This window comes from Reyranella soli, from assembly GCF_007992495.1.
In the GTDB taxonomy this organism is placed as follows: Bacteria; Pseudomonadota; Alphaproteobacteria; order Reyranellales; family Reyranellaceae; genus Reyranella; species Reyranella soli.
On the sequence record NZ_BKAJ01000133.1, the window covers coordinates 18,796 to 42,064 of the forward strand.

General features: G+C 67.0%; 28 protein-coding genes. 14 read left to right on the forward strand and 14 right to left on the reverse strand.

Annotation, left to right across the window (positions count from 1 at the left end):
• Positions 1-83 precede the first annotated feature (83 nt).
• From RSO01_RS33315 to RSO01_RS33330, 4 genes are all read left to right on the forward strand, one after another.
• Positions 84-1,235: a CaiB/BaiF CoA transferase family protein gene (locus tag RSO01_RS33315; protein ID WP_147154903.1), complete on the forward strand. Its 1,152-nt coding sequence runs from the start codon at positions 84-86 to the stop codon at positions 1,233-1,235.
• 220 nt (positions 1,236-1,455) lie between these two features.
• Positions 1,456-2,169 (forward strand): EI24 domain-containing protein, encoded by a 714-nt coding sequence (locus RSO01_RS33320; RefSeq protein WP_147154904.1) that lies wholly within the window; start codon positions 1,456-1,458, stop codon positions 2,167-2,169.
• A 9-nt stretch (positions 2,170-2,178) separates the two neighbouring features.
• The gene (locus tag RSO01_RS33325) at positions 2,179-2,568 is read left to right on the forward strand and encodes a hypothetical protein (RefSeq protein WP_147154905.1); all 390 of its coding nucleotides are present in this window, start codon (positions 2,179-2,181) and stop codon (positions 2,566-2,568) included.
• Positions 2,569-2,570: 2 nt separating this feature from the next.
• The gene (locus tag RSO01_RS33330) at positions 2,571-3,011 is read left to right on the forward strand and encodes a hypothetical protein (protein WP_147154906.1); all 441 of its coding nucleotides are present in this window, start codon (positions 2,571-2,573) and stop codon (positions 3,009-3,011) included.
• 108 nt (positions 3,012-3,119) lie between these two features.
• On the opposite strand, the gene RSO01_RS33335 is transcribed toward RSO01_RS33330, so the two are convergent.
• The 3 genes from RSO01_RS33335 to RSO01_RS33345 are packed head-to-tail and all read right to left on the reverse strand — an operon-like array spanning position 3,120 to position 5,168.
• Positions 3,120-3,986, reverse strand: coding sequence for a dienelactone hydrolase family protein (locus RSO01_RS33335; protein ID WP_147154907.1), 867 nt, complete (start codon positions 3,984-3,986; stop codon positions 3,120-3,122).
• A gap of 1 nt (position 3,987) precedes the next feature.
• Entirely contained in the window at positions 3,988-4,656 is a 669-nt protein-coding gene (locus RSO01_RS33340; protein WP_147154908.1) for a hypothetical protein, read from the reverse strand.
• 2 nt (positions 4,657-4,658) lie between these two features.
• A complete protein-coding gene (locus RSO01_RS33345; protein ID WP_147154909.1) occupies positions 4,659-5,168 on the reverse strand; it encodes a hypothetical protein in 510 nt (169 codons plus the stop codon).
• 92 nt (positions 5,169-5,260) lie between these two features.
• On the opposite strand from RSO01_RS33345, the gene RSO01_RS33350 reads away from it, so the two are divergent.
• From RSO01_RS33350 to RSO01_RS33360, 3 genes are all read left to right on the forward strand, one after another.
• Entirely contained in the window at positions 5,261-6,049 is a 789-nt protein-coding gene (locus tag RSO01_RS33350; RefSeq protein WP_170303541.1) for a LytTR family DNA-binding domain-containing protein, read from the forward strand.
• Between the two features lies 1 nt (position 6,050).
• Positions 6,051-7,025 (forward strand): Gfo/Idh/MocA family protein, encoded by a 975-nt coding sequence (locus RSO01_RS33355; RefSeq protein ID WP_246158990.1) that lies wholly within the window; start codon positions 6,051-6,053, stop codon positions 7,023-7,025.
• A gap of 67 nt (positions 7,026-7,092) precedes the next feature.
• Entirely contained in the window at positions 7,093-7,884 is a 792-nt protein-coding gene (locus tag RSO01_RS33360) for a DUF4394 domain-containing protein (protein ID WP_147154912.1), read from the forward strand.
• Between the two features lie 10 nt (positions 7,885-7,894).
• Here RSO01_RS33360 and RSO01_RS33365 read toward each other — a convergent pair whose 3' ends face one another.
• From RSO01_RS33365 to RSO01_RS33375, 3 genes are all read right to left on the reverse strand, one after another.
• Positions 7,895-8,437 (reverse strand): hypothetical protein, encoded by a 543-nt coding sequence (locus tag RSO01_RS33365; RefSeq protein ID WP_147154913.1) that lies wholly within the window; start codon positions 8,435-8,437, stop codon positions 7,895-7,897.
• A 101-nt stretch (positions 8,438-8,538) separates the two neighbouring features.
• Entirely contained in the window at positions 8,539-9,582 is a 1,044-nt protein-coding gene (gene gtdA / locus RSO01_RS33370; RefSeq protein WP_147154914.1) for a gentisate 1,2-dioxygenase, read from the reverse strand.
• Positions 9,583-9,586: 4 nt separating this feature from the next.
• A complete protein-coding gene (locus tag RSO01_RS33375; protein WP_147154915.1) occupies positions 9,587-10,420 on the reverse strand; it encodes a gamma-glutamyl-gamma-aminobutyrate hydrolase family protein in 834 nt (277 codons plus the stop codon).
• Positions 10,421-10,568: 148 nt separating this feature from the next.
• On the opposite strand from RSO01_RS33375, the gene secB reads away from it, so the two are divergent.
• Positions 10,569-11,099: a protein-export chaperone SecB gene (secB, locus tag RSO01_RS33380; RefSeq protein ID WP_147154916.1), complete on the forward strand. Its 531-nt coding sequence runs from the start codon at positions 10,569-10,571 to the stop codon at positions 11,097-11,099.
• 41 nt (positions 11,100-11,140) lie between these two features.
• Positions 11,141-12,601, forward strand: coding sequence for a carotenoid oxygenase family protein (locus tag RSO01_RS33385; protein ID WP_147154917.1), 1,461 nt, complete (start codon positions 11,141-11,143; stop codon positions 12,599-12,601).
• Between the two features lie 73 nt (positions 12,602-12,674).
• Here RSO01_RS33385 and dnaQ read toward each other — a convergent pair whose 3' ends face one another.
• From dnaQ to RSO01_RS33400, 3 genes are read right to left on the reverse strand one after another with little or no spacing between them, the layout of a single operon-like run.
• Positions 12,675-13,355 (reverse strand): DNA polymerase III subunit epsilon, encoded by a 681-nt coding sequence (dnaQ, locus tag RSO01_RS33390; protein WP_147154918.1) that lies wholly within the window; start codon positions 13,353-13,355, stop codon positions 12,675-12,677.
• A gap of 14 nt (positions 13,356-13,369) precedes the next feature.
• A complete protein-coding gene (gene coaE, locus RSO01_RS33395) occupies positions 13,370-14,032 on the reverse strand; it encodes a dephospho-CoA kinase (protein WP_147154919.1) in 663 nt (220 codons plus the stop codon).
• Between the two features lie 22 nt (positions 14,033-14,054).
• Positions 14,055-15,032 carry a quinone oxidoreductase family protein gene (locus RSO01_RS33400; RefSeq protein WP_147154920.1) on the reverse strand — a complete coding sequence of 326 codons (978 nt, stop codon included), beginning with the start codon at positions 15,030-15,032 and terminating at the stop codon, positions 14,055-14,057.
• Positions 15,033-15,113: 81 nt separating this feature from the next.
• Here RSO01_RS33400 and RSO01_RS33405 point away from each other — a divergent pair, with 81 nt between their 5' ends.
• The 4 genes from RSO01_RS33405 (at position 15,114) to RSO01_RS33420 (ending at position 18,261) form a co-directional block, all read left to right on the forward strand.
• Positions 15,114-16,232 carry a PQQ-dependent sugar dehydrogenase gene (locus RSO01_RS33405; protein ID WP_147154921.1) on the forward strand — a complete coding sequence of 373 codons (1,119 nt, stop codon included), beginning with the start codon at positions 15,114-15,116 and terminating at the stop codon, positions 16,230-16,232.
• 9 nt (positions 16,233-16,241) lie between these two features.
• Entirely contained in the window at positions 16,242-16,841 is a 600-nt protein-coding gene (locus RSO01_RS33410) for a Maf family protein (protein ID WP_147154922.1), read from the forward strand.
• On the forward strand, positions 16,838-17,728 hold the full coding sequence (locus RSO01_RS33415; protein WP_147154923.1) for a shikimate dehydrogenase: 891 nt from the start codon (positions 16,838-16,840) through the stop codon (positions 17,726-17,728). Before RSO01_RS33410 ends, RSO01_RS33415 begins: the two co-directional genes overlap by 4 nt.
• 143 nt (positions 17,729-17,871) lie before the next feature.
• On the forward strand, positions 17,872-18,261 hold the full coding sequence (locus tag RSO01_RS33420; RefSeq protein ID WP_147154924.1) for a hypothetical protein: 390 nt from the start codon (positions 17,872-17,874) through the stop codon (positions 18,259-18,261).
• Between the two features lie 81 nt (positions 18,262-18,342).
• On the opposite strand, the gene RSO01_RS33425 is transcribed toward RSO01_RS33420, so the two are convergent.
• From RSO01_RS33425 to RSO01_RS33445, 5 genes are all read right to left on the reverse strand, one after another.
• Positions 18,343-18,975 carry an NAD(P)H-dependent oxidoreductase gene (locus tag RSO01_RS33425; RefSeq protein ID WP_147154925.1) on the reverse strand — a complete coding sequence of 211 codons (633 nt, stop codon included), beginning with the start codon at positions 18,973-18,975 and terminating at the stop codon, positions 18,343-18,345.
• 6 nt (positions 18,976-18,981) lie between these two features.
• A complete protein-coding gene (rho, locus tag RSO01_RS50005) occupies positions 18,982-20,358 on the reverse strand; it encodes a transcription termination factor Rho (protein WP_147154926.1) in 1,377 nt (458 codons plus the stop codon).
• Between the two features lie 388 nt (positions 20,359-20,746).
• Positions 20,747-21,130 (reverse strand): cupin domain-containing protein, encoded by a 384-nt coding sequence (locus RSO01_RS33435; RefSeq protein ID WP_147154927.1) that lies wholly within the window; start codon positions 21,128-21,130, stop codon positions 20,747-20,749.
• Positions 21,127-22,038 carry an NAD(P)-dependent oxidoreductase gene (locus tag RSO01_RS33440; RefSeq protein ID WP_147154928.1) on the reverse strand — a complete coding sequence of 304 codons (912 nt, stop codon included), beginning with the start codon at positions 22,036-22,038 and terminating at the stop codon, positions 21,127-21,129. Before RSO01_RS33440 ends, RSO01_RS33435 begins: the two co-directional genes overlap by 4 nt.
• Complete coding sequence (locus RSO01_RS33445) at positions 22,035-22,505, reverse strand: GNAT family N-acetyltransferase (protein ID WP_170303542.1); 471 nt, start codon at positions 22,503-22,505, stop codon at positions 22,035-22,037. The genes RSO01_RS33440 and RSO01_RS33445 overlap by 4 nt, the downstream gene beginning before the upstream one ends.
• Before the next feature lie 256 nt (positions 22,506-22,761).
• Between RSO01_RS33445 and RSO01_RS33450 the strand changes: the two genes are divergently transcribed.
• A complete protein-coding gene (locus tag RSO01_RS33450) occupies positions 22,762-23,244 on the forward strand; it encodes a MaoC/PaaZ C-terminal domain-containing protein (RefSeq protein WP_170303543.1) in 483 nt (160 codons plus the stop codon).
• Positions 23,245-23,269 lie beyond the last annotated feature (25 nt).

Genomic DNA, 23,269 nt, shown 5'->3' on the forward strand with positions numbered 1-23,269 from the left:
GAGGGGGCCTCGGGATGACAGCGACGTCGTATCGGCTAACATCCTCCGTCGAAGATAAATGCGCATTTCGCAGGAGGGAAACCATGGCAGGTCCGCTTTCGGGGCTGACGATCGTCGAGCTCGCCGGCATCGGCCCCGGCCCGATGTGCTCGATGATGCTGGGCGACATGGGCGCCGACGTGATCCGCGTCGACCGCACCAAGGCGCATGTCATGGACCGCCTGGCCGATCCGAAGTTCGCCGTGCACAACCGAAGCCGCCGTTCGGTCTCGGTCGACCTGCAGAAGAAGGAAGGCGTCGAGGTCGTGCTGCGGCTGATCGAGAAGGCCGACGGCATCACCGAGCCGTTCCGCCCCGGCGTGGCCGAGCGGCTGGGCCTGGGACCGGACGTCTGCCTCGCGCGCAATCCCAAGCTGGTCTATGGCCGCATGACGGGCTGGGGTCAGGAAGGCCCGCTCGCCAAGGCGGCCGGCCACGACATCAACTACATCGCGCTGACCGGCGCCCTGCATGCGATCGGCGTCAAGGACAAGCCGACGCCACCGCTCAACCTGGTCGGCGACTTCGGCGGCGGCGGCATGCTTCTGGCCTTCGGCATGGTCTGTGGCCTTCTGGAGGCACAGCGCTCGGGCAAGGGCCAGGTGATCGACGCGGCCATGGTCGACGGCGCGGCGCTGCTGCTGGGCGGCATCTACGGCATGGCGGGTGCAGGTTTGTGGAACGACAGCGACCGCGAGACCAACATGCTGGACGGCGGCGCGCACTTCTACGGCACCTACGAGACGAAGGACGGCAAGTTCGTCTGCATCGGCTCGATCGAGCCGCAGTTCTACGCCGAGCTCCTGGAGAAGACCGGCCTGCAGGGCGAGAGCCTGCCGGCGCAGATGGACCGCAAGGCGTGGGCCCAGCTCAAGAGCCGGCTGGCCGGCATCTTCCGCACCAAGACGCGCGATGAGTGGTGCGCGATCATGGAAGGCACCGACATCTGCTTCGCGCCGGTGCTCACCATGAAGGAGGCCTCGCAGCATGCGCACGCCAAGGCGCGCGGCGCCTATGTCGACGTCTCGGGCTTCCCCCAGCCCGCCCCCGCGCCGCGCTTCTCGCGCACCAAGGAGAGCATCAAGGGCCCGGCCGCCAAGCGCGGCCAGCACACCGACGAGATCCTGAGCCAGCGCGGCTTCTCGGCCAAGGAGATCGGCGAGCTGAAGGCGGCCGGGGTGGTGGGGGCGCAGTAATCCCAGTCACGACGAGGCTCATTCCTCCCCCGTCTTACGGGGGAGGTGGCCCGAAGGGCCGGAGGGGGAGAGCCTCAGTCGTGCTATTGAAGATTTCAGATCATGGCCTTCCCTGACATCACCTGTGTTGCCTTCCCCCTCCCTTCCCTCCCCCGTATGACGGGGGAGGATTGTGAGGGACGCCTCCCCCGTAAGACGGGGGAGGAAGGAGAGCGCTGACATGATCCGCGCCTTCGAACTGGCAGTGCAGCAGCTCGGCGATCCCAAGCTGCGCGTCTTCATCTGGTGGTCGCTGCTGCTCAGCCTCGTGCTTCAGATCGGCATCGCCGTGCTGGCGTGGTGGGGCCTGAAATCCTTCGCCAACTTCGAATGGAAGTGGGTCAACGACGTCATCGTCTGGGCGAGCGGCGCCGGCGTGATCGTGCTGGCGCTGATGCTGTTCCCGGCGAGCTTCGGCATCGTGATCTCGATCTTCCTGGAGTATATCGCCGACATCGTCGAAGCCCGGCACTACCCGCAGCTCGGCAAGGCGCGCGGCATCCCGATCTGGACTGGCATCTGGACGGGCGTGGTGTTCCTGGTGGCCGTGGTGGCCCTGAACCTCGTGATGCTGCCCCTCTATATCGCGGCGATCTTCATCGCCGGCCTGGGCGCGGTGCTGTTTTATGCCGTCAACGGCTGGCTCACCGGGCGCATGTACTACGAGCTGGTGGCGCTGCGCCGCCTGGACCCGGCCGAAGTAAGAGCCTGGCGGCGGGCCAATACGGGCGTGCTGTGGCTGACCGGCATCGTCATCGTCTTCCTGGGGACCATCCCGATCCTGAACCTGATCGTCCCGGTGCTGGGCGTGGCGGCCATGGTGCATGTGGCACAAACGCTCAAGCCGCCCAGCCTGCCGGGCCGGCCCTTTAATCCACCGGCGTCGCCGCGCTAAATTGGCGGCATGAGACGGGGGATAGGGGCCTTTGGGGCCCTGCTACTGGTCACGGGCTGCAACAGCGACAGCCCGCCGCAATATTCATTGGCCGGCGGCGAGAAAGGCGTATTCAGCTCGCGCAATGCGGGCTCGCCGATCCCGCTCGATCGCATCAAGGGTCTCAGCGAGACACAGCTCGTCACCCTGCTGGGCACCGGTGTCCTCGACCGCAAGGACGATCCCGCCCGCGCGCTGCGCTACCAGTCGGACGCCTGCGTGCTGTTCGTCTATCTCTATCGCAAGAGCGGCACGACCTGGCAGGCCGAGTTCGCCGACGCCTACGACCTGCAGCTGCGGCCATTGCCGGTCGACCAGTGCGCGGGATCGGTGGCAGCCCAAAAGAAGCGGGTCGCCTGAGGGTGCGCCTGCTCGCGACGCTGGCGCTGCTGGTGCTTGCCGTTTCAGCGTCGGCACAGACCAAGCCACCGCTTCCCGTCAGCGATCTCGCCGGCGAGTGGCACGGCCAGTGGACAGCGCCAACGGGTTATCTCTTCACGGCGACACTATCCCTGAAGGTTGCACCCGACGGTATCGCGGACGGTCAATTCGTCTGGACGCTCAAGAGTTCGCCGCTTGCCGAGGAGCAGCGCAAGCTCGGCATGAGCGCCATCGAGTTCGTCTCGGGGAAGGTCGACAGCGCGGCCGGCACCGTGAGCCTCGCCGGAACGCGCAAGGACGACCCCAACGACGTCATCTTCACCGACCGCTACCGGCTGGTGGTCGGCGAGAACGGCCGCACGCTGGGCGGCGTGTCGCGCAACCTCGGCGATTGGGACGGCCTGATCTTCCTGCAGCGCTGACGTCCTACAGTCACCGGCGCAGCGCCTTTTCGAGAAACGCCAGGGCATCACGCGTGGATTGGCTGCGGATGGCGGCATCGTAGGCCATCGTGTAGCCCCAGCCTTCCTTCAGGCAGGCTTGCATGAGGGCCGCTTCGATCGGCCGTTCATGGCCCTGATCAGCAATGCAGCCTGCGACGGTCCCAACAGAAGGTAGGGGCATTTTCGCGTGCTGCGGTATTGCGGATAGAAGGTCGGCGCGCCGAGCGTCGTGACCGTCCAGGCATGGTAGGCGCCGGGATAGACCGACACTTCCACGGGCGGCGGGAATCCTGCTTCCCGGGCATAGGCGAAATAGCCCTGCGCTTTCGCGACGGGCAGGTTGTCGTCTTTTTCCCCCAACAGCATCAGGACCGGCGCACCCGTGTAGGCACCGCGCTCTGCCGCCGCGCCGAAGACGCCTGCGGGGTAGTAGGCGACGTGAGCCGCGAAACGCGCTTCGCTTGGCACGATCGCGGCACGCAGACGCTCGAAAGCGGCCAGGTACGCCACCTCGCCGCCGAAGGAGAAGCCCACGATGGCAATCCGCTTCGCATCGATCCGTGGGTGATCGGCCAGGAACCGGAAGGCCGCGTAGGCCTCGGCGACAGCCGCCGCCCAGGCGCCGGGCGTCCCCGCCTCACGCAGGCGCACTGCCGCGTCGCTGCTGTAGGTCAGGGTGGCGAAGCCGGCCCGCCGGAACTCCTCGGCGTGCCAGCCTTCGTTCGCCTCCAAGTAACCGGCGATCGTATGGACGATCACGATAGCGGGGTAACGGTCCTGGCCTGTGTCGGGCAGGTGCAGCGTCATGGGGAGGATGACCGAGTCGGCCGGCGCTTCGCGCGCCATGAGCTGGCGAAAGTCGGTGTAGCGACCGGATTGGACCATCACGGTCTGTGCGGTTGCCGATGCCGCTACCGCAACCAAGGCCAGCGCGACGACGAGATACAGCCGCACGTCAGTGACACCCAAGGCAGGTCAACGAGATCTTCGCGAGCGGATCGGAGCGGCGCGCGGCGGCGTTCTTGGCGTAAGGCGTGCCCGGCAGCTCGGCGGTCATGCGATCGAGGTAGGCATTGGCCTTGGCGACGTCGCCCAACTGCAGCCATCCGTCGGCCAGTGCGCCCAGCACCTCGCCTTGGCCGTGCTCGCTCATCTTGTTCCAGAACGGCTGGCTAGCCTGCAACACGAACTCGAAATCGTCGACAGCGGTCCTGGTCAATCGATCGGCCTCGGCGCGATCGGCGCGACGCACGGCCCGTGCCGTGGGCAACAAGCCCGACGCCCGCGGCACGCGTACGGCAATGTCGTTGGGCGCCAGCGCCACGGCGCGTTCCATGTCGGCCAGCCCCTCGGTGTAAAGCTTCCGGCCCGCGGCGATGTCCCCGCGCTGGAACGCCTGGCCGGCCATGAACACCCGGCCATCGCCGCGCCAGACCAGCGCCTCGGCATGATCCGGCTGCTTGGCCAGCGTGTCGTCGATCAGCTTCATGGCACGGTCGAAGGCTTCGTTGTCGCCGTCCATACCGGCGAACATGTCCTCGCGCACCTTGAAGTCGAAGCGCTGCTGGGCGAGCGCCGCCAGGCTCGTCGCGAAGACCACCAGCAGAAGGACCGCACGGCGCATGGCTACCCGCTCACTTCGACGCGGCGATAGGCGCGGAACAGCAGATTGGCGAGCCAGCCCAATCCGATCCCCGTGACGACGCTGCCAACGCTGCCTGACAGGACGATCCAGAGCGGCTCGGCGCGCAGCTGCGGCATGACACCGGACAGCACGCCCAGGGCATAGCGCACGACGAAGATCGAGATGCCAAAGCCCAGGGCGAACCAACCGCCAGCGACTTCCAGCCGGCCGTCCTCGGGGCGCAGCCGCACGGCGCGGCGCGTGCCGATGGCCCAGCCGAGCGGCAACGCGATCAGCAGGGCTGTAGCCCAGCCGGCGGCGGCAATCGCCGGCTGCAGCGACTGTGCGATCCCGGTAATGGACGTCACGACACCGACCAACGGCAGAATGGCGAGCCGCGCTGGCGGCATGACACGCGGCTGTAGCCCACGCCAGCCCAGCCACAGCACGAACAGCATGAGTGGCCACACCCACAGCGGGGTGTTCACGACGATCTGGTAAACGGATGGCATGCCTCACCATCGGGAGCGCCATCGTCTCGCGCCATCGTTGTTGCGCGGAAAAGCTGGCGTTTTTCGCGAACTGTCGGGATCATCATTTCACGATGCGCGAGTCGAACTACTTCCGGTCGATCCCCCAGCAGTTTCCCTGGGTCGTGGGCTTGGCGATCGTCATGGGGGTGACCGGCCCGTTCGGGACCTATTACGGGACGGGGCTCGGCGTGCGGCTGGTCTACTTCACTGTGACCGGTGTGCTGATCTGGGCGCAGGTTCTGATCTTCGGCGCCTTGCTGGCGAGCTTCGAGGTCACCCAGCGCTGGCCGCTTCTGGTGCGCATGGCCCTGGCCGGCGCGCTGGCAGCCATCCCCGGCACCCTGGAAATCATCGTCCTGAACAGCTGGTTGGTCCGGCCGACGCCATTTCGCGCAGCCTGGGAGATCTATCCGCAGGTCGCGTTCCTGACGATCGTGATTTCGGTGCTGATCGGCTTGTTCATGGAGCGACGCCTGCACGCTGCAGCAGACAGTGAGCGGGCGCGCATCGCGGAGATTCTGACGGCCGATGCGCCGAAGGACGTCCCACCCGACTTCTTCCGCCGCGTGCCGCCGGCGCTGGGCCGTGACCTGCTGGCGCTGGAGATGGAAGACCACTACCTGCGCATCCATACCGCGCTCGGCAGCGACCTCATCCTGTTGCGGCTGCGCGATGCACTGGCCGAACTCGGACCGTCGAGTGGGCAGCAGGTGCATCGCTCCTGGTGGGTCGCCAAGGGCGCCGTCGCCTCGGCCGAGCGCGATGCGCGCCGGCCCATGCTGGTGCTGCGCAACGGCCTGCGCGTGCCGGTCAGCAAGACCTTCCGCGACCAGGTAAAGGAGGCTGGCTGGCTTGGCTGAGGTGCGCATCGCCATCCTGGGCGCCGGCAGCATGGGGACCGTGCATGCGGCCGCCTACGCCAACATGGCCGAGGTGTCCGTGGCGGGCGTGTTCTCGCGCGATCCAGCACGTGCTGCGGCCGTCACCGGAATCTGCAAGGCGCGGCCCTTCACCGACGCCGCCGCATTGATCCAGCGCGACGATATCGACGCCATCGACGTCTGCCTGCCGAGCGCCGTTCATCATGACGTCGTGATCTCGGCTCTCGAACACGGCAAGCACGTCTTTTGCGAAAGCCCCTTGGCGCTCGACCTCGACCAGGCGCAGCGCATGCGCGACGCCGCCCGCCGCGCCGGGCGACTGCTGCAGGTCGGCCTGCTCATGCGTTCGGTCAGCGCCTATGGTCACGTCGAGGCGGTGGCGCGGTCGGGTGAACACGGGCGGCTGCTCAGCATCACGACGTGGCGGCTGGGCTCCTACCTGCATGCCGATGCACCCGACCGCAAGGCGCACTACGGCGACCCGTCGACCGAGCTGATGACGTTCGACTTCGATTTCGTCCATTGGTTGATGGGCGAGCCGCAGTCCCTTTCGGCCAGCGCCGCGCATGCGCCGGACGGACGGCCGGGCGAGATTTCCGCCGTGTTGAGCTACCCGGGTGGCCGTCACGCGACCGTCATCGCCAGCGGACTGATGCCACCCACCTCACCCTTCACCGTTGGCTTCCGCGCCCTGTTCGAGCGAGCAGCCTTCGCGCATCTCACCACTTTCAGCGAGATCCCGCCGAAGAGCAGCTTCACCATCACCGCCGGCACCACGCCCGCCCGTCCCGTGCCAGTTGCCGCGCGCAACCCTTACGAGGTCGAGCTGCAGCATTTCATCGACTGCATCAAAGGCCGCGCCGATCCGGCGCTGCTCGACGCCGATCGCGCCATCGAAGCCCTGCATCTGTCGCTGGTGACGCAACGCGCGATCGACAGCTTCACGAGCGCGTGAGGCGAGTTATCCAGAATGCGATCTCTCCGCGTCTAAGACAGGACGCTTCAGCAGGAGGAGGAGATCGATGGCTTCCGGGAAAAGGCTCGGATACCTCGTCGGTGTGTCGCTGCTGGCCCTCTCCACGAGCGCCGCGACCGCCAAGGCCGCGACCCTGGTCGGCCTCACCGCCGACAACAAGCTGGTCAAGATCGACACCAGCACCATGGCCGCATCGCCGCCAACGGTGATCACGGGCGCCGACCAGGTCGTCGGCATCGACGTGCGGCCGGCCGACGGCAAGCTCTACGGCCTGACCGCGGCCGGCCAGCTCGTGGTCATCGACCATGCCAGCGGCAAGGCCACGCCCGGCAGCACCCTGTCGCAGAAGGTGGCGCTGGGCCCGCGCCCGGTCGTCGACTTCAATCCGGCCGCCGATCGGCTGCGCGTCATCGGCGCCGACGGCCAGAGCCTGCGCATCAACGTCGACGACGGCGCCACCATGGTCGACAAGCCGCTGAACTACGACGCAGCCGACGCCAACAACGGCAAAAAGCCGATGGTGGCAGCGGGCGCCTATACCAATTCGAGCAAGGGCGCCAAGAGCACCGAGCTGTTCCATGTCGACGGCGGCACCGGCGCGCTGGTGCTGCAGAGCCCGCCCAACGACGGCGTGCTGAAGACGCGCGGCGCCGTCGGCGTGCCCAACCTCGGCGACGCCGTCATGGACATCGACAACGAGGCCGAAGGCAAGAACACCGCCTACCTGATCGCGGGCAGCACGCTCTATACGATCGATCTCGCGACCGGCAAGGCGACCCAGGTCGGCGCCGTGAAAGGCATGAACGGCAGGTTGATCGATATCGCGGTCTCGAAGTAGTCCGCGACAGTCAGCGCTTGATCCCGCACAGGCGGCACCAGGCGACCAGGGCCTCGGGGTCCTGAGCCGTGGCGAAGGTGTAGACTTTCGTCACCCGGCCGGATCGCAGCGTGATTGCGAAAGACTTGGCGTTCGACAGCGTATCGACGAGCGCCGCGCTGGCTACAAGGTCGATCTGGCCATCCTTGCCAGTCGCGTTGCCGCTCACCTGCACTGCCGGGCGCTGATCGATCCGGATGTCGAGCTCGACGGGCTGTCCCGACGGCAACCTCATGGTCTCGTCGAACAGCGCGTAGCTCGCCTTGCCGCCGTGGCATGCCATCATCAGGACAGTGTCCTGACCTGCTCGTGCAAGAACCAGTGCGCCATCCACCGGGGCGCCTTCTTCTTCCGGCCTGACTTGTTCCGAGCCAACTTGCCAGCCGCCGATCGGCTGGATCTCAATGGTCTTGGCGTCACTGCAGGTATCGGACGCCTGCTCGGCAGCAGCGGGCATCACTGTCCCGCCGAGAACCCCGATCGCCAACGCGCCGATCGTCAAGATGTGCAACATGGGAGCCTCCCCGGCCTTCGCTCCGGGCGTAACTGCCGGCACATCGTGGCTGATACAGGGAGGCGCGGTTACTGCCGGCTTACAGGCACAGGAGATCGGTGCTAGCGCCCGCCGCGATCCTCACGCCACAGGTCGAGCTTCTCCTGCACCGGTCGGTCGGAGAAGGAGAACAGCACCGCCTCGTCATCGGCGCGGTGCTCGACCTTGGCCCAGCTCGGCGCGACGAAATGGTCGCGCTTCTTCCAGCGGAAGATCTTGTCGCCGATCACGCTCTCGCCTGAACCCTCGACCACGGAGAACACCGTGCCGTCGGTGCAGCGATAAGGCGCGGTCGTGAAGCCCTTGGGCAGGAGCTGCATGAACGTGCCCATGGTGGCGATCGGCGCGCCGCCACTCGCCGGATTCACATAGCGCAGCTTGTAGCCGTGGCAGGGATCGGGGGCGCCGGCCTTGGCAAGACCGGCCAGCGCCTCGCGCGTGCGCGCATAGGGATAGTTGAAGATCGGCGAGGTCTGGCGCGAAGGCTTCCAGTCCACCGGCAGCAGGCCGCTGGCGTATTTGGCGTCCGACGTGCCCTCGGGCGCGGTCACGGCCTGCTCGTCGCTCTCGCCGTTCTCGGCGAAGCCCGCGTTGAACATCGCCACCAGGGGGATGTCGAGGCCGTCCAGCCACACCATCGGCTGCTTGGACTCGTTGCCGTGGTCGTGCCAGGTCCAGGTCGGCGTGATGACGAAGTCGCCCTCGTGCATGATGGTGCGCTCGCCGTCGACGGCGGTGTAGGCGCCCTCGCCCTCGACGATGAAGCGCAGCGCCGACTGCGTGTGGCGGTGGCTCGGCGCCACCTCACCGGGCAGGATGAGCTGCAGGCCGGCATAGAGCGACGGCGTGATGCAGGCGCTGCCCTGCATCGCGGGATTCTCCAGGATCAGCACGCGCCGCACCGCCTCCTTGGCGGTGATCAGCGAGCCCGATTCCATCAGGTACGGCCGCACCTTGTCGTAGTCCCAGTGGGCCGCCTGGTACTTGGGCGCGGGCTGCGGCGGCACGAGCTGGTGCAGCGATTCCCAGAGCGGCGCCATCGACAGGCCACCGATGCGCTCGTAGAAGTCGCGGCGCGCATTGTTGCGGGTGGCCGACTGGGACATCGTCCTACTCCGCGGCGGCGCGCATTGGCGGCACGAGCCGCGACGCAGCACGCGAGCGGCAGGCTGCGGCGAAGGCGTCGAACAGCTTCTTCGACACCGGGTTCTCGAGCGCCCGATGCTCGGGATGCCACTGCAGGGCCAGCGCGAAGCCCGGCGCATCGGGGACGCTGAAGGCCTCGACCTGACCGTCCTCGGCGACGGCCTCCAACCGCGCCCGCGGCGCCAGGCGATCGACGCCTTGGGCATGCAGCGAATTCACCTGCACGCGGCGCTCGCCCAGGAGGCGATGCAGCAGGCCGCCTTCGACGATCTCGATATCGTGCGCCGGCCCGTAGTTGACGTCGATGTCGGACGACTTGGGCGAGCGATGGTCGCGGCGGCCTTCGACCTCGTGCACGAGCTGGTGCAGCGTGCCGCCCAGCGCCACGTTCACCTCCTGCAGGCCACGGCAGATCGCGAACAGCGGCACGCCGCGGTCGAGGGCGTGCCGGATCAGGGGAAGTGTGGTGGCGTCGCGCGCCGGATCGTGCGCCGTGCCTTGCCGGCTCTGCTCACCGCCATAGTGGTACGGCTCGACATTGGACGGGCTGCCGGTCAGCAGCACGCCGTCCAGAGAATCGAGGAGCCGGTCGAGCGCCTCGGTCATGGCCGCGGCGTCCTCGCCGAATTCAGGGCCAACCGCGGGAATCAGGACCGGCAGGGCGGCGACTGCCTGGATCGCGGCCCGGACGTACTTGTCGCCAACCGTGTGATGCCAGCCGCCGCGGCCGTTTTCCTTGAGGCAGGCCGTGACCCCTACGAGCGGGCGTAAGGGGGGACGCAGAGAAGAACGATCCATTTCCTTTGCCAGAGCGTGCAAAAACGTACTGGCTATTCTCTTATTTGGCGGATGGGTTTGCAAATGGCAGCCTGCCGCGCCTGCCCGCGGCTTGTGCAGTGCAGCCCTGCGTGGTACCGCCCGCCCGCAACAGAGAAAGTAGCAGGCCATGACCAACGCCCCTCCTCCGCCGCAGAACCCGCAGCCGCCGCAGGGTCAGGCTCCCCAGCAGGCGCCCAATGCGCCGCTGATCATGCACGGCCAGTACATCAAGGACATGAGCTTCGAGAATCCGCGCGCGCCGCAGAGCCTGATCGAGCAGACCCAGCCGCAGCTCTCGCTCAACGTCCAAGTCACCAACCGCCAGTTCGACGCCAAGACCTTCGAGGTCGCGCTGTCGATCGAGGCCAATGCCAAGACGCCCAAGGACGAGCCGCTGTTCATGCTCGAGCTGGTCTATGCCGGCACCGTCAGCATCGGCGAGGTGCCGCAGGAAGCCTATGGCCCCTTGCTGTTCATCGAGACGCCGCGGCTGCTCTTCCCGTTCGCCCGCGCCGTCGTCGCCAACGCCACGCGCGAGGCGGGCTTCCCGCCGCTCAACATCGCCCCGGTCGACTTCGTGGCACTCTATCGCCAGCAGCTCGAGGCCAACGGCGGCAAGATGCCGGGCATCGCCGGCGGTCCGGTCGGGCACGCCTGAGGAAGTTCAACCGGCCGCATCATCGGGTATGATGATGCGCCATGCCGTATTCCCGCCGCGACCTCCTGATGCTCGCGGGCCATCTTGGGCTCGCGGGAGCGGTGTTGCCGCGGCGGGCGCTCGCGGCACCCGACAGACCCATCTCCTTCCTCGAGGCAGGCTTCGCGCCCGTCCATGACGAGCTCGACGTCAAGGACCTCATCGTGCGCGGCGAGGTCCCGCGCCAGATCGCAGGCGCCTATCTGCGCAACGGTCCCAACCCCGCCTATCCGCCGATCTCCTACACCTACCCGTTCGACGGCGACGGCATGGTGCACGCCGTCACCTTCGCCGACGGCAAGGCGAGCTACCGCAACCGCTTCGTGACGACCGCAGGCCTGCGCGCCGACCGCCGCGCCGGCCGCACGATCTACGGCAGCCTGCTGGCGCCGGTCCCGCCCGATGCGCGCTTCGTGCCGCCGGACGGCGATCCCAGCCCGATCAAGAACGTCGCCAACACCAACGTGGTGCGCCATGCCGGGCGCATCCTCACGATCTACGAAAGCAACCTGCCCTACGAGATCACATCGACCTTGGAGACCAAGGGCCGCTACGACTTCGCCGGCAAGCTTTCAGGCGGCATGACGGCGCATCCCAAGATCGATCCGGCCAGCGGCGAGATGCTGATGTTCCGCTATTCGTTGCGACCGCCGTTCCTCGTCTACCGTGTCGTCGATCCGTCGGGCGCGATCGTATGCGACGTATCGATCGAGACCGGCGCGTCGTTCATGGTGCACGACTTCTCCTTCACCACGAACCATGTCGTGTTCTTTCTCTGCCCGGTCGTGCTCGACCTGGCCGCCGCCCGGGCGGGCGAGCCGCTGCTGTCATGGCAGCCTGAACGCGGCACGCGCATCGCCGTGATGCGCCGCGACGGCACGGGCGATGTGAAGTGGTTCACCGACGACGCCTTCTTCGTCTTCCACTTCATGAACGCGCACGAGGCGCAGGGCCGCATCACCGTCGACTACGTGCAGCATGGCGCCTTCTTCACTGCGCCCGGCGCGCCGCCCTGCCTGTGGCGTGCCGTCCTCGATCTCGGCGCGGGCTCGATCAAGCGCACGCAGCTCGACGACCGCGAGAGCGAGTTCCCACGCGTCGACCCGGCGCAGGAAGGCCTTGCCAATCGCTATGGCTGGCTGCCGGTCAGACTCAAAGGCAACCATCCCGGCACCTTCGGCGCGATCGTCCGCTACGACCTGCAGGCCGGGCGGTCGGCCGTTCACGAATTCGGCCCCGACCGCGAGGTCGGCGAGCCAGTGTTCGTGCCACGGCCCGATCCGCGCCCCGGGGGCCGCAGCGAGGGCGACGGCTGGATCATGACCTATGTTTATGATCGGACGACCGACGGTTCGGTCCTCGCCATCCTCGACGCCGTCGACATCGACAAGCCACCGGTCGCCGAGATCGTCATGCCGCGCCGCGTGCCGCACGGCCTGCACGGCAACTGGCTGCCGGCATGATTGTCATCCCGAGCGCAGCGAAGGACCTTTCTTGATCACCAAAGGCCCCTCGCTACGCTCGGGGTGACAGTCGTTACGCCGCCGCGAGCCACATAGGCTCCTTGATCTGCTTAAGGAACTCGGCGTGCGCCGCCAGCTCGGCCACGCTCGGCGCGTGCGGCCGCGGCGGGCGCACCGGCAGGTTGCTCGCGACCAGCACGGCCGTCACGCCGCCCGCGATCTCCGCCGCCAGCCCGAGATCGCGCTGCCGGCCGCCGCTCAGCTCGAGATAGACCTCGGCCAAAAGCTCGGAATCGAGCAGAGCGCCGTGCTTGATGCGGTTGGAATTGTCGATGCTGAAGCGCTCGCAGAGCGCGTCAAGGCTGACACGCTGACCAGGAAACTTGCGCCGCGCGACCGAGACCGTGTCGACATAGGCGTTCATCAGCTTGGGCTTTCCGACTCGCTCCAGCTCGGCGTTGAGGAAGCCGATGTCGAACTGCGCGTTGTGGATCACCAGCTGGGCGTCGCCGACGAATTCCAGGAACTCCTCGACCTTGTCGGCGAACAACGGCTTGTCGGCCAGGAACTCGTCGCTCAGCCCGTGAATGTCCTGCGCCCCGGCGGGCATGATCATTTCCGGGTTGAAGTAGGTGTGGAACGTCTTGCCGGTGGCGACGGTGTTCAAGAGCTCGATGCAGCCCACCTCGACCACGCGATGGCCGGCCAGTGGATCGAGGCCGGTGGTCTCGGTGTCGAGAACGATTTCGCGCATGGACTCCTTGTAGCTTACTTCCGGCGCGCGCGGGCAAGCTGGGCTGTGAATCGTTCGCGCCATGGATTGGCCGGCCAGAAGCGGCCACGACGCTTCTTCAGTTTCGACACCGCCTTCGCAAGCGCTTGTCGCGTCGGCGCAAGGCCGAACCCCGTCGGGATGACGATGGTGGCCTTGCGCCGCTTCAGCGCATCCGGCACTTGCTGGCGCAGGATGCCCTCGAACCGTTCCGTCGACATGCCGGGTCGCGCCATGACGCGCCGGCGCTGCAGGAACGCCGGCGCGCTCACCACCAGGGTGGCATCGACACGCCGCTCGCCCGCACCCTCGAACAGCAGCGGGATGTCGAGCACGACCAGCTTCTCGCCACGCCGGGCGGCGCGCTTCAGGAAGGCGCGCTGCCGCTGGCCGACCAGGGGATGGACGATGGCCTCGAGCTTGCGCAGGGCTTCCTTGTTGCCGAAGACGCGGGCGCCCAACGCCTGGCGGTCGAGCACGCCATCCTTCACCACGCCGGGAAACGCCGCCTCGATAGCCGGCAGCGCTGCACCGCCCTTGGCCTGGACGGCATGCACGTTGGCATCGGCGTCGTAAACCGGCACGCCCATCTGCCGCAGCATCTTGGCTGCGGTCGACTTGCCCATGCCGATTGAGCCGGTGAGTCCGACGATCATCATTCGCTGAACGCCGGCTCGTGGATCAGGGCACCAGGATGGTCTGGCCGGTGGTCTTGCGCGATTCCAGGTCGATATGGGCCTGCGCCGCCTCGCCCAACGGATAGCGCTGGTCGATGGCGATCTTCACCTTGCCGCTCTTGACCATCTTGAACAGCGACTTGGCGCTGGCCTCGAGGTCGGCGCGGGTGGCGGTATAGGCGCCAAGGCTGGGCCGCGTCAGGTAGAGCGAGCCCTTGGCATTGAGAATGCCCGGCGACTGCGGCGCCACCGCGCCCGAGGCGTTGCCGAACGAGCACATCAGGCCGCGCGGCGACAGGCTGTCGAGCGAGGCCTCCCAGGTGTCCTTGCCGACGCCGTCGAACACGACCGGCACGCCCTTGCCTTTGGTGATCTTCTTCACCTCGGCGACGACGTCCTGCTTGGTGTAGTTGATGACCCACTTGTATCCGTTCTTCTTGGCCAACGCGGCCTTCTCCGGCGACGACACGGTGCCGATCGCCTTGTAGCCGCGCGCCTTGGCCCATTGGCCGAACAGCAGGCCGACGCCGCCGGCGGCGGCATGGAACAGCACGATGTCGCCCTTCTTGAGCCACGGCTTGGCGCAGTGATCGATGAGGTACTCGGTGGTCATGCCCTTCAGCATGATGGCCGCGGCCTGTTCGTCGCTCACGCCCTTCGGCACATGCACGAGCTGTTTGACGCCCATGATGCGCTCCTGGCAGTAGGCGCCGAGCTCGCCGCAATAGGCGACGCGGTCACCCTTCTTGAAGCCTTTGGTCCTGGGGCCGACCTCGACGATCACGCCGGCGGCCTCGCGGCCGACCGCGTTGGGCAGCGGCGTCTTGTAAAGGCCCGAGCGCGTATAGACGTCGATGAAGTTGAGGCCGATCGCGGTGTGCTTGATCTTGACCTCGCCGGGGCCGGGCTTTCCGACCTCGACCTCCTCAAGCTGCATCTTCTCCGGTCCGCCATTCTCATGCATCAGGATCGATTTCGACATTTTCAACTCCCCGCGCTTTGCAAATTCAGGAACGCCCGTCGGCCAAGGGCGTCGAGTATAGTGGCGGCCCTTGGAGAGTCGATGCGAAGACGCAAAATCATCCTGGCTGCAACCGCCGCGCTCGCTGCACCGTCGATTGCGCGCGGCCAGGAAATCCTTAAGAGCAGCAAGGCCAATTACCGGCTGGTGACCTTGGCGCGCGACCTCGAGCAGCCCTGGTCCATCGCCTTCCTGCCGGACGGGCGGATTCTGGTCACCGAGCGGCCGGGACGGCTGCGCATGTTCGCCAACGGCCGGCTGGAGCGCGCGCCGCTGGGCGGCGTGCCCAAGGTCTATGCCCGCGGCCAGGGCGGGCTGCTCGATGTCTGCCTGCATCCGCAGTTTGCGACCAACCGGGTGCTCTACCTGTCCTACGCCGCCGAAGGCTCGGGCGGCGCCACAACCCATGTGGCGCGGGCCGAGTTGGGCGACGGCGCCCTGCGCTCGGTCACCACCATCTTCCGCGCCCTCCCCGACGCCGGCGGCGGCCTGCATTTCGGCTCGCGCATCGCCTTCGATCGCGCCGGTCTGATGTATGTCACCACCGGCGAGCGCTACCAGCGCGATCGCGCACAGGATCTCACCGTCCTGAACGGCAAGGTTTTGCGGCTGAAGGACGACGGCTCGGTCCCGTCCGACAATCCCTTTGTCGGCCGCTCCGATGCGCGGCCGGAGATCTTCACCTGGGGGCATCGCAATCCGCAGGGGCTCGCCATGCACCCCGAGACCGGTCGCATGTGGGAGTGCGAGCATGGCCCGCGTGGCGGCGACGAGCTCAACCTCCTGAAAGCCGGCGCCAACTACGGCTGGCCGCGCGCCACCTACGGCGTCGACTATAGCGGCGCCATCATCAGCCCGTACAAAAGCCTGCCCGGCATGGAAGACCCGGTGCGTTACTGGGTGCCGTCGATCTCCCCCTGCGGGCTCTGCTTCTATACCGGCGACCGGTTCCCGGGCTGGAAGGGTTCGGTCTTCACCGGTGCGCTGTCGAACTTGGCCTTGTTCCGCATCGAGCTCGATGGCGAGCGCTATCGCGGCGAGGAGCGGTTGCTCGTCGACCGGCTTCCCTATATCCGCGACGTGCGGCAGGGGCCCGACGGGCTCCTGTACCTCGTCACCCACGCCGACGATGGCGGCTTGTTCCGCATCGAGCCCGCCTGATCGAGACCGATGCTGATCCTCGCTTCCGCCAGTCCCTCCCGTCGCCAGATGCTGCAGAACGTCGGCCTCGACTTCGCGATCGAGCCGTCGGGCGTCGACGAGGACGAGGTGAAGCTCAGCCTTTTGGGTGAACGCGCCACCGCGCAGGACATTGCCACGACGCTGGCCGAGATGAAGGCGCTGCGCGTCTCGACGCGGCGGCCCGGCGCCTTCGTGATCGGTGCGGATTCCACGCTGGCCTGCGAGGGCAAGCACTACGACAAGCCGGCCAACCTTGCCGCCGCCCGCGAGCAGCTGAAGGCGCTGGGCGGCCGCACGCACGAGCTGGTGTCGTCGGTCGTGGTGGCGAGGAACGGCGTGCGCCTGTGGCACACGACAGAGACCGGCCGGTTGACCATGCGGCCCTTCACCGACGCCTTCCTCAACGCCTATCTCGCGCGCGCCGGCGAGGCGGTCTGCGCCTCGGTCGGCGCCTACCAGCTCGAGGGACTGGGCGCGCATCTCTTCACCCGCATCGAAGGCGACTATTTCACTGTGCTTGGCCTGCCGCTGCTGCCTCTCCTGGCCTTCCTGGCCGAGCACGGAATCGGTCTGGAGAAAACGCCATGAGCCCCTATGAGACCCTGCTGCGCGAAGCCAATGACCGGCCCTTCGCCGCCATCGTCGGCTGGCCGGTCGAGCATTCGCGCTCGCCCGCCCTGCACGGCTTCTGGCTGAAGCAGCACGGCATCAGCGGCCACTACGGCCGCCTGCCGGTCGAACCCAAGCGCGCCGCGCTCGAGGAACTCATCGCTTTCCTCAAGCGCACGCCCAATGCGCGCGGCTGCAACCTCACCCTGCCGCACAAGATCGACATCATGCCGTTGCTCGATCGCATCGATCCGCTCGCCAGGCATATCGGGGCGGTGAACACGGTGATCAAGCAGCCCGACGGCACCCTCGAAGGCCGCAACAGCGACGGCTTCGGCTTCCTCGAAGCCCTGAAGCAGGGCGCGCCGGGCTGGCAGGCGGCAGCGGGACCGGCCACCGTGCTGGGCGCCGGCGGCGCGGCGCGCGCCGTCGTCGCCACCCTGGTGGCGGCAGGCGTACCCGAATTGCGCCTGGTCAACCGCACGCAGAAGAGCGCCATCGATCTCGGCGTCGCCTTCACGCCGAGCGACGGCCGGCGCATCGCCGTCGAGCGCTGGGACGAGCGCGACGCCGCCCTCGACGGCGCCACCTTGTTGGTCAACACCACGTCGCTTGGCATGAAGGGCCAGCCGCCGCTCGAGATCGATGTCGGCCGGCTGCCGGCCAATGCCGTCGTCGACGACATCGTCTACGTGCCGCTCGAGACCCCGCTGCTGGCCGCCGCCCGCGCGCGCGGCCAGCGCTGTATCGATGGCCTCGACATGCTGCTGCACCAGGGCCGGTTGGGTTTCGAGGCATGGTTCGGTCAGAAGGTCGCCGTGAGCCGCGAACAGCGCCGAGCGGTCGCAGCCGATCTCGGGGCCTGACCGGCAGTCAGGCCGCGATACTCCCCGGACAGGCACAAAGTTTGCAGGCGCGCACTATGCCGCTCGGCCCAATGGCCGCCGATGTGCGACCCGGCAATCAAGGGCGACGGCACCCGGTGAAACACCAGCAGGAGGAGTGTCAGATGGCCTATTTGGACCTGTCTCCAGCAATCGCCGCCCTTCGGGCGCAACCCGAGGAGTTCGAGTTCTCAAACGATACCCTGCACCACCTGGGCAGCGGGCACAGGTTCCGCTTTCCCAGCGAGGACAGCGTGGAAATCCACGCCGACTGCGGCTGTGCTCTTTTGAAGGCATCACAGGAGCAGACGAAGCTATTTCACACGGCCTATTGCGAGTGGCACGCATCCTATTGGCGGCCTTTGGAAATCAACCGCGAATTCGCCTCACACTTTGAGCTGACATTGTGGCGTCGGGCAGCCATTTGGTTGCTCCGGCGTCTATTGGCTACGCCGCGGATGAAGACCGTCATCGGTCGAACGGACTTGGCGTATCTGATGGTTCATCATCACTGAGGGACCGAATCAAGGGCACGAGCACCGAGCAGTGCTCAAAGCCTACGCGCAAATACCTCGACCTCGCTCAGGCGCTCGCCGCTAGGAGCGCCGGCGAGGCGCATTGAAAACGGTCGGGATGACGGTTGAGGCGGCCTTATCCGCCAACGCGGTCACCTCGGCCAGCCAGCGCCGCCGTTCTTCGTTCGAACTCGTCGCGACCACACCGAGCAGCGTGCGCAGGACATGGCGGACGCCGCAGTAGCGCAGGATGCAGTCGCGCCACATGCGCTCCAGTGGGTCGCCGAAGGCTTCACGTTCGCGATCCGGCGGCGTGTTGCCGGTGTTGACGATCAACGCCGCTCGGATGGTCAAAAGGCCGATCGGCACGTCGCCCTGGTCGACGCCCTTGGTGAAGCCGTAGGCAGCGTCGGGTGCGAAGACGCGGTCGATCCAGCCCTTCACGATGGCAGGCGGCGCGCCCCAGCAGTTGGGATGAACGACGGCCAATAGATCGCTGTCGCGCAGCTCGGCAATGTGCCGGCGAACCAGCGGATCGGTCGAGGTCTGACCGCGCGCCTCGGCGGCGGTCAGCCGGGGATCGAACCCCTCCTCGACCAGATCGTGAAACCTGACCTCGCAGCCCGCCGCGGTCCACGTCTCCCGAATGCTTTCCGCAAGAGCCCGGTTGAAACTTCCGGGAGCGGGATGGCCGACGACGACCAGCGCTTTCATGAACCGTTACTGGTTCATCGAGCTGAAGAAGTCCTGGTTGGTCTTGGCGGTGCGCAGCTTGTCGAGCAGGAACTCGATGGCATCGACGGCGCCCATCGGCATGAGGATGCGGCGCAGCACCCACATCTTGGACAGCGTCGCACGATCGACCAGCAGCTCTTCCTTGCGGGTGCCCGACTTGGTGATGTCGATGGCCGGGAAGGTGCGCTTGTCGGAGACCTTGCGGTCGAGGATGATTTCGGAGTTACCGGTGCCCTTGAACTCCTCGAAGATCACCTCGTCCATGCGGCTGCCGGTGTCGATCAGCGCCGTGGCGATGATGGTGAGCGAGCCGCCTTCCTCGATGTTGCGCGCCGCGCCGAAGAAGCGCTTGGGCCGCTGCAGGGCGTTGGCGTCGACGCCGCCCGTCAGCACCTTGCCGGAGCTGGGCACGACGGTGTTGTAGGCACGGCCGAGGCGGGTGATCGAATCGAGCAGGATCACCACGTCCTTCTTGTGCTCGACCAGGCGCTTGGCCTTCTCGATCACCATTTCGGCCACGGCGACGTGGCGGCTGGCCGGCTCGTCGAAGGTCGAGCTCACGACCTCGCCCTTCACCGTGCGCTGCATGTCGGTCACTTCCTCCGGCCGCTCGTCGACGAGCAGCACCATGAGGTAGACCTCGGGATTGTTGGCGGTGATGGCGTGGGCGATGTTCTGCAGCAGCACCGTCTTGCCGGTGCGCGGCGGCGACACGATCAGGGCGCGCTGGCCCTTGCCGATCGGCGCGATCAGGTCGATCACGCGGGTCGAGATGTCGAGCTGCTGCTGCGGCGTGGTGCCGGCCTTCTTGGTGAGCGTGCCGGTGCGACGCGAGCTGACGCGGCCCGACGAGGTAGCGCGCGAGCCGCCCTCCTCTTCCTTGACGGCCGGCGCCATGACGGCCGCGCCGCCTTCCATCTCGAGCTTGAGCTTCTGGTCGGGATAGAGCGGGGTCAGCGAATCGAAGTTGATGCGGTGGCGCAGCGCATCGGGATCGTCGAAATTGATCTTGTTGATCTGCACCATGGCGAAGTAGCGCTCGCCGTCCTTGGGCGCGCGGATCTCGCCTTCGACCGTGTCGCCGGTGCGCAGGCCGAACTTACGGACCTGGGTCGGGCTGACATAGATGTCGTCGGCGCCCGGCAGGTAGTTGGCTTCCATCGAGCGCAGGTAGCCGAAGCCGTCGGGCAGCACCTCGATGGTGCCGGTGCCGAAGATCGCCTGCTCGGCGGCGGCGACCTTCTGCAGGATGGCGAACATCAGTTCCTGGCGGCGCATCATCGCCGCGCCTTCGACGCCCTGCTCCTCGGCAAATGCAAGCAGCTCGGGCGGTTTCTTGATCTTGAGTTCTTGGAGGTTCATGGGTCTTCAATCAGGTGGGAGATAACGCACGCGCCAGTGCCGCAGGTTGCGGCCGTTTGATATTGCGCTGTGACGTTCGGTGTGGACCCCGTCGATCACCGCCGGGGAGGCGGCGCCAAGGGCCCTAGGTGGCGGTTATATAAGGGCGGCGGCCCGCCCTGTCAAAGCCGTCCTGCCTGGTAATACGTGGCAAGCGGTGGGCACATCCCCGGCCATATCTCGCCGGGTCCGCTCATGGTCTTCTGGACCGCGAGCCTCCGGCTCGCTCATGAGCTTGAGCGAGCCGGAGGCTCGCGGTCCGGAAGAGTATGACCATGAGCGGACCTGGACCTGCGAAGCCGAAGCGGCTTCGCTTCGGCGGAGGCAGGGGTCCGCGGTCCGGCAAGATCTAGACCGGTTTGTGCTCGGTGCCGGCTCCGGGCGTGACGAACATCAGCCGGCCGGGCGCTGTGACGATTCCGCGGTGCCAGACGCCCTTGGGGACGATGAAGGTCTCGCCGGGCTTGATCGCCGTGCGTTGCTCGCCGGCGGCAGTCTCCAGCACGATGACCATCTCGCCCGAGAGCAGGGTCAGGATCTCATCGCCGGCGGGATGGCGTTCCCAGTGGCTCCAGTCGGCCTTCTGGTCGGTGCTGCCCATCAGGCGGCCCTGCTCGAGGTCGTGGCGTTCGCCGATGCCGGCCCAGAACTTGGCGCCGCCTTCCATGGCGAGCGCGCTCTCGTCGGGGCGCAGGTGAATGTAGGTGCTGTCGAGCGTGAAGGCCGGGTTCATGACTCCTCCTCCGCAAGCATCTCAGCATAACGGAAAATCTCGGTGTGGTCCGCCGAGCCGCCGAGCTTGCCGCTGGCATCGGCCCAGTAGGCCACCGCCTGCTTCAGCCCGGGCATGTTGAGCTGGAGGTGGTTCGCGACCTCGCTCGCGGTGCGCAGGTCCTTGGCCATCAGGCCGGTGGTGAAGCCGGCCGCGAAATTGCGCGGCACGACGAACTGGCGGCCCTTCACCTCGGTGGCGTTGCTCTTGCCGGTCGAGCTGTTGAAGACGTCGACCATGGTGCCGGGATCGAGGCCGAAGGCCTCGCCCACGACCAGCGCCTCGCACATGGCGACCAGGCCCGCGGCCGACAGGTAGTTGTTCAGTGCCTTCAGCGCGTGCCCCGCGCCCGCCGGGCCGCAGAGCGTGATGGTCTTGCCCATGGCGGCGAAGGCGGGACGCGCGCGCTCGAGGTCGGCGGCGTTGCCGCCCACCATGATCGACAGCGAGCCGTCGATGGCGCGCTTGACGCCGCCCGACACCGGCGCATCGAGCAGGGCCACGCCCAGCGCCGCGAGATCGCGCGCGAGCTTCTGGGTGTCGACGGGATTGGACGAGCTCATGTCGATGGCGAGCATGCCCGCCGCCATGCCTTCGCGGGCCGAGTCACGGCCCTCGATCAGCGCCTGCCGCACGATCTTGCCGTCGGGCAGCATGGTGATCACGGCGTCAGCGCCCTGCACCGCGGCCTTGGCCGAGGCGGTCGCCAGCGCCATGGGATGCGCACAGATGAAATCGGACACCGCCTTTTGGGAGAGGTCGTACAGGCGAAGCTTGAAGCCCGCCTCGGCGAGCCGCGAGGCCATCGGCCGGCCCATCATGCCGAGGCCGATGAAGGCGATGGTGGCGGGAGGTGAAAGCGTGGTCATGCAACAGTCCTCGAGGTGAGGTCGTACTCATAGAATGGCAGCGTGCGGCCGGGAATGGCGTCCGACGGCGCGTTCCGCAGAAAGCGCGCGCCCATGCGCTCGTAGAAGGCGGCGGCATTGGGATCGGCCAGGATGGTCATGCGCCCGGCACCCTGCTTTCGCGCGAGGGCGACAGCGGCGTCGAACAAGGCGCGGCCGGCACCGCTGCCGATCGCCGGCGGGTCGATGAACAGGGCGTCGAGGTCGGCCATGTCACCGTCGGGCACGACGCAGGCCATGCCGATCGCGCGGCCGGCGTCATCGACCGCCACCAGCACGCGGCCAAGGGCGATGTCGGCTTCGTTCACATTCAACGTCGCTGCGCTCAATGTCATGAACGCGGCGTCGTAGCCCCAATGCGCCTTCGACCGGACGCAGAGGGCGGTGAGGCTTTGGCTTTCACCTGGCTCGGCGGAGCGAACACGCACCTTCATCTCCTCCCCCGCTTGCGGGGGAGGATACAGGAGGGGGCGAGCCACGAGCAGGGCGCAGGCCAGTTACAGATCATCATGATCTCATCCGTCGAGAGATCGTCTCTGCGGCTTTCCCCCTCCTGTATCCTCCCCCGTATGACGGGGGAGGACATGAGAAGAGAGGGTCGGCTCCCGCGCTCCATTACCCCTCGGGTAGTTGATCGTCCAACAATGCTGCTGCAACACCAGCCCGATGCAAGCAGGAGAACCGATGGAGGTTCCAGTCTACTTCGAGGATCTCGTCGTGGGCGCCTCTTTCCTGAGCGACGAGGTCGCGATCGATCGCGACGAGATGCTGGCCTACAATCGCCGCAACGACCCCTGGCCATTTCACGTCGACGAGGCGTCGGCGGCCCAGAATCCGTACGGCAGCCTGATCGCCAGCGGCGGCTACACCATCACGCTGATGTATCGGCTGGGCCACCAGATCTATAACGTTCCCGGACGGCGCTGGGCAGTGCTTGGCGCTTCGGAATGGCACCTGAAGTTCCCCGCCCCTGTACGGTCAGGCGACCTGGTCCGGCTGAGGATCACGATCAAGGGCAAGCGCGAATCGAGCAGACCGCGGCGCGGCCACTTCGACCTGCTGTATGAGTTGGTGAATCAGGCAGGCAAGGTCGTGCTGTCGGTGGTCGTTGCCGGGTTGATCGAGCGTAGACCACCGTCTCCGGATCAGGCTCCTCTCCCCCGCTAGGGGGAGAGGTTGGGTGAGGGGGATA

Coding starts and splice junctions, on each gene's coding strand:
- RSO01_RS33315 (WP_147154903.1), top strand. CDS start 84: ATGGCAGGTCCGCTTTCGGGGCTGACGATCGTCGAGCTCGCCGGCATC.
- RSO01_RS33320 (WP_147154904.1), top strand. CDS start 1,456: ATGATCCGCGCCTTCGAACTGGCAGTGCAGCAGCTCGGCGATCCCAAG.
- RSO01_RS33325 (WP_147154905.1), top strand. CDS start 2,179: ATGAGACGGGGGATAGGGGCCTTTGGGGCCCTGCTACTGGTCACGGGC.
- RSO01_RS33340 (WP_147154908.1), bottom strand. CDS start 4,656: ATGCGCCGTGCGGTCCTTCTGCTGGTGGTCTTCGCGACGAGCCTGGCG.
- RSO01_RS33345 (WP_147154909.1), bottom strand. CDS start 5,168: ATGCCATCCGTTTACCAGATCGTCGTGAACACCCCGCTGTGGGTGTGG.
- RSO01_RS33350 (WP_170303541.1), top strand. CDS start 5,261: ATGCGCGAGTCGAACTACTTCCGGTCGATCCCCCAGCAGTTTCCCTGG.
- RSO01_RS33360 (WP_147154912.1), top strand. CDS start 7,093: ATGGCTTCCGGGAAAAGGCTCGGATACCTCGTCGGTGTGTCGCTGCTG.
- RSO01_RS33365 (WP_147154913.1), bottom strand. CDS start 8,437: ATGTTGCACATCTTGACGATCGGCGCGTTGGCGATCGGGGTTCTCGGC.
- gtdA (WP_147154914.1), bottom strand. CDS start 9,582: ATGTCCCAGTCGGCCACCCGCAACAATGCGCGCCGCGACTTCTACGAG.
- RSO01_RS33375 (WP_147154915.1), bottom strand. CDS start 10,420: ATGGATCGTTCTTCTCTGCGTCCCCCCTTACGCCCGCTCGTAGGGGTC.
- secB (WP_147154916.1), top strand. CDS start 10,569: ATGACCAACGCCCCTCCTCCGCCGCAGAACCCGCAGCCGCCGCAGGGT.
- RSO01_RS33385 (WP_147154917.1), top strand. CDS start 11,141: ATGCCGTATTCCCGCCGCGACCTCCTGATGCTCGCGGGCCATCTTGGG.
- dnaQ (WP_147154918.1), bottom strand. CDS start 13,355: ATGCGCGAAATCGTTCTCGACACCGAGACCACCGGCCTCGATCCACTG.
- coaE (WP_147154919.1), bottom strand. CDS start 14,032: ATGATGATCGTCGGACTCACCGGCTCAATCGGCATGGGCAAGTCGACC.
- RSO01_RS33400 (WP_147154920.1), bottom strand. CDS start 15,032: ATGTCGAAATCGATCCTGATGCATGAGAATGGCGGACCGGAGAAGATG.
- RSO01_RS33405 (WP_147154921.1), top strand. CDS start 15,114: ATGCGAAGACGCAAAATCATCCTGGCTGCAACCGCCGCGCTCGCTGCA.
- RSO01_RS33410 (WP_147154922.1), top strand. CDS start 16,242: ATGCTGATCCTCGCTTCCGCCAGTCCCTCCCGTCGCCAGATGCTGCAG.
- RSO01_RS33415 (WP_147154923.1), top strand. CDS start 16,838: ATGAGCCCCTATGAGACCCTGCTGCGCGAAGCCAATGACCGGCCCTTC.
- RSO01_RS33420 (WP_147154924.1), top strand. CDS start 17,872: ATGGCCTATTTGGACCTGTCTCCAGCAATCGCCGCCCTTCGGGCGCAA.
- RSO01_RS33425 (WP_147154925.1), bottom strand. CDS start 18,975: ATGAAAGCGCTGGTCGTCGTCGGCCATCCCGCTCCCGGAAGTTTCAAC.
- rho (WP_147154926.1), bottom strand. CDS start 20,358: ATGAACCTCCAAGAACTCAAGATCAAGAAACCGCCCGAGCTGCTTGCA.
- RSO01_RS33435 (WP_147154927.1), bottom strand. CDS start 21,130: ATGAACCCGGCCTTCACGCTCGACAGCACCTACATTCACCTGCGCCCC.
- RSO01_RS33440 (WP_147154928.1), bottom strand. CDS start 22,038: ATGACCACGCTTTCACCTCCCGCCACCATCGCCTTCATCGGCCTCGGC.
- RSO01_RS33450 (WP_170303543.1), top strand. CDS start 22,762: ATGGAGGTTCCAGTCTACTTCGAGGATCTCGTCGTGGGCGCCTCTTTC.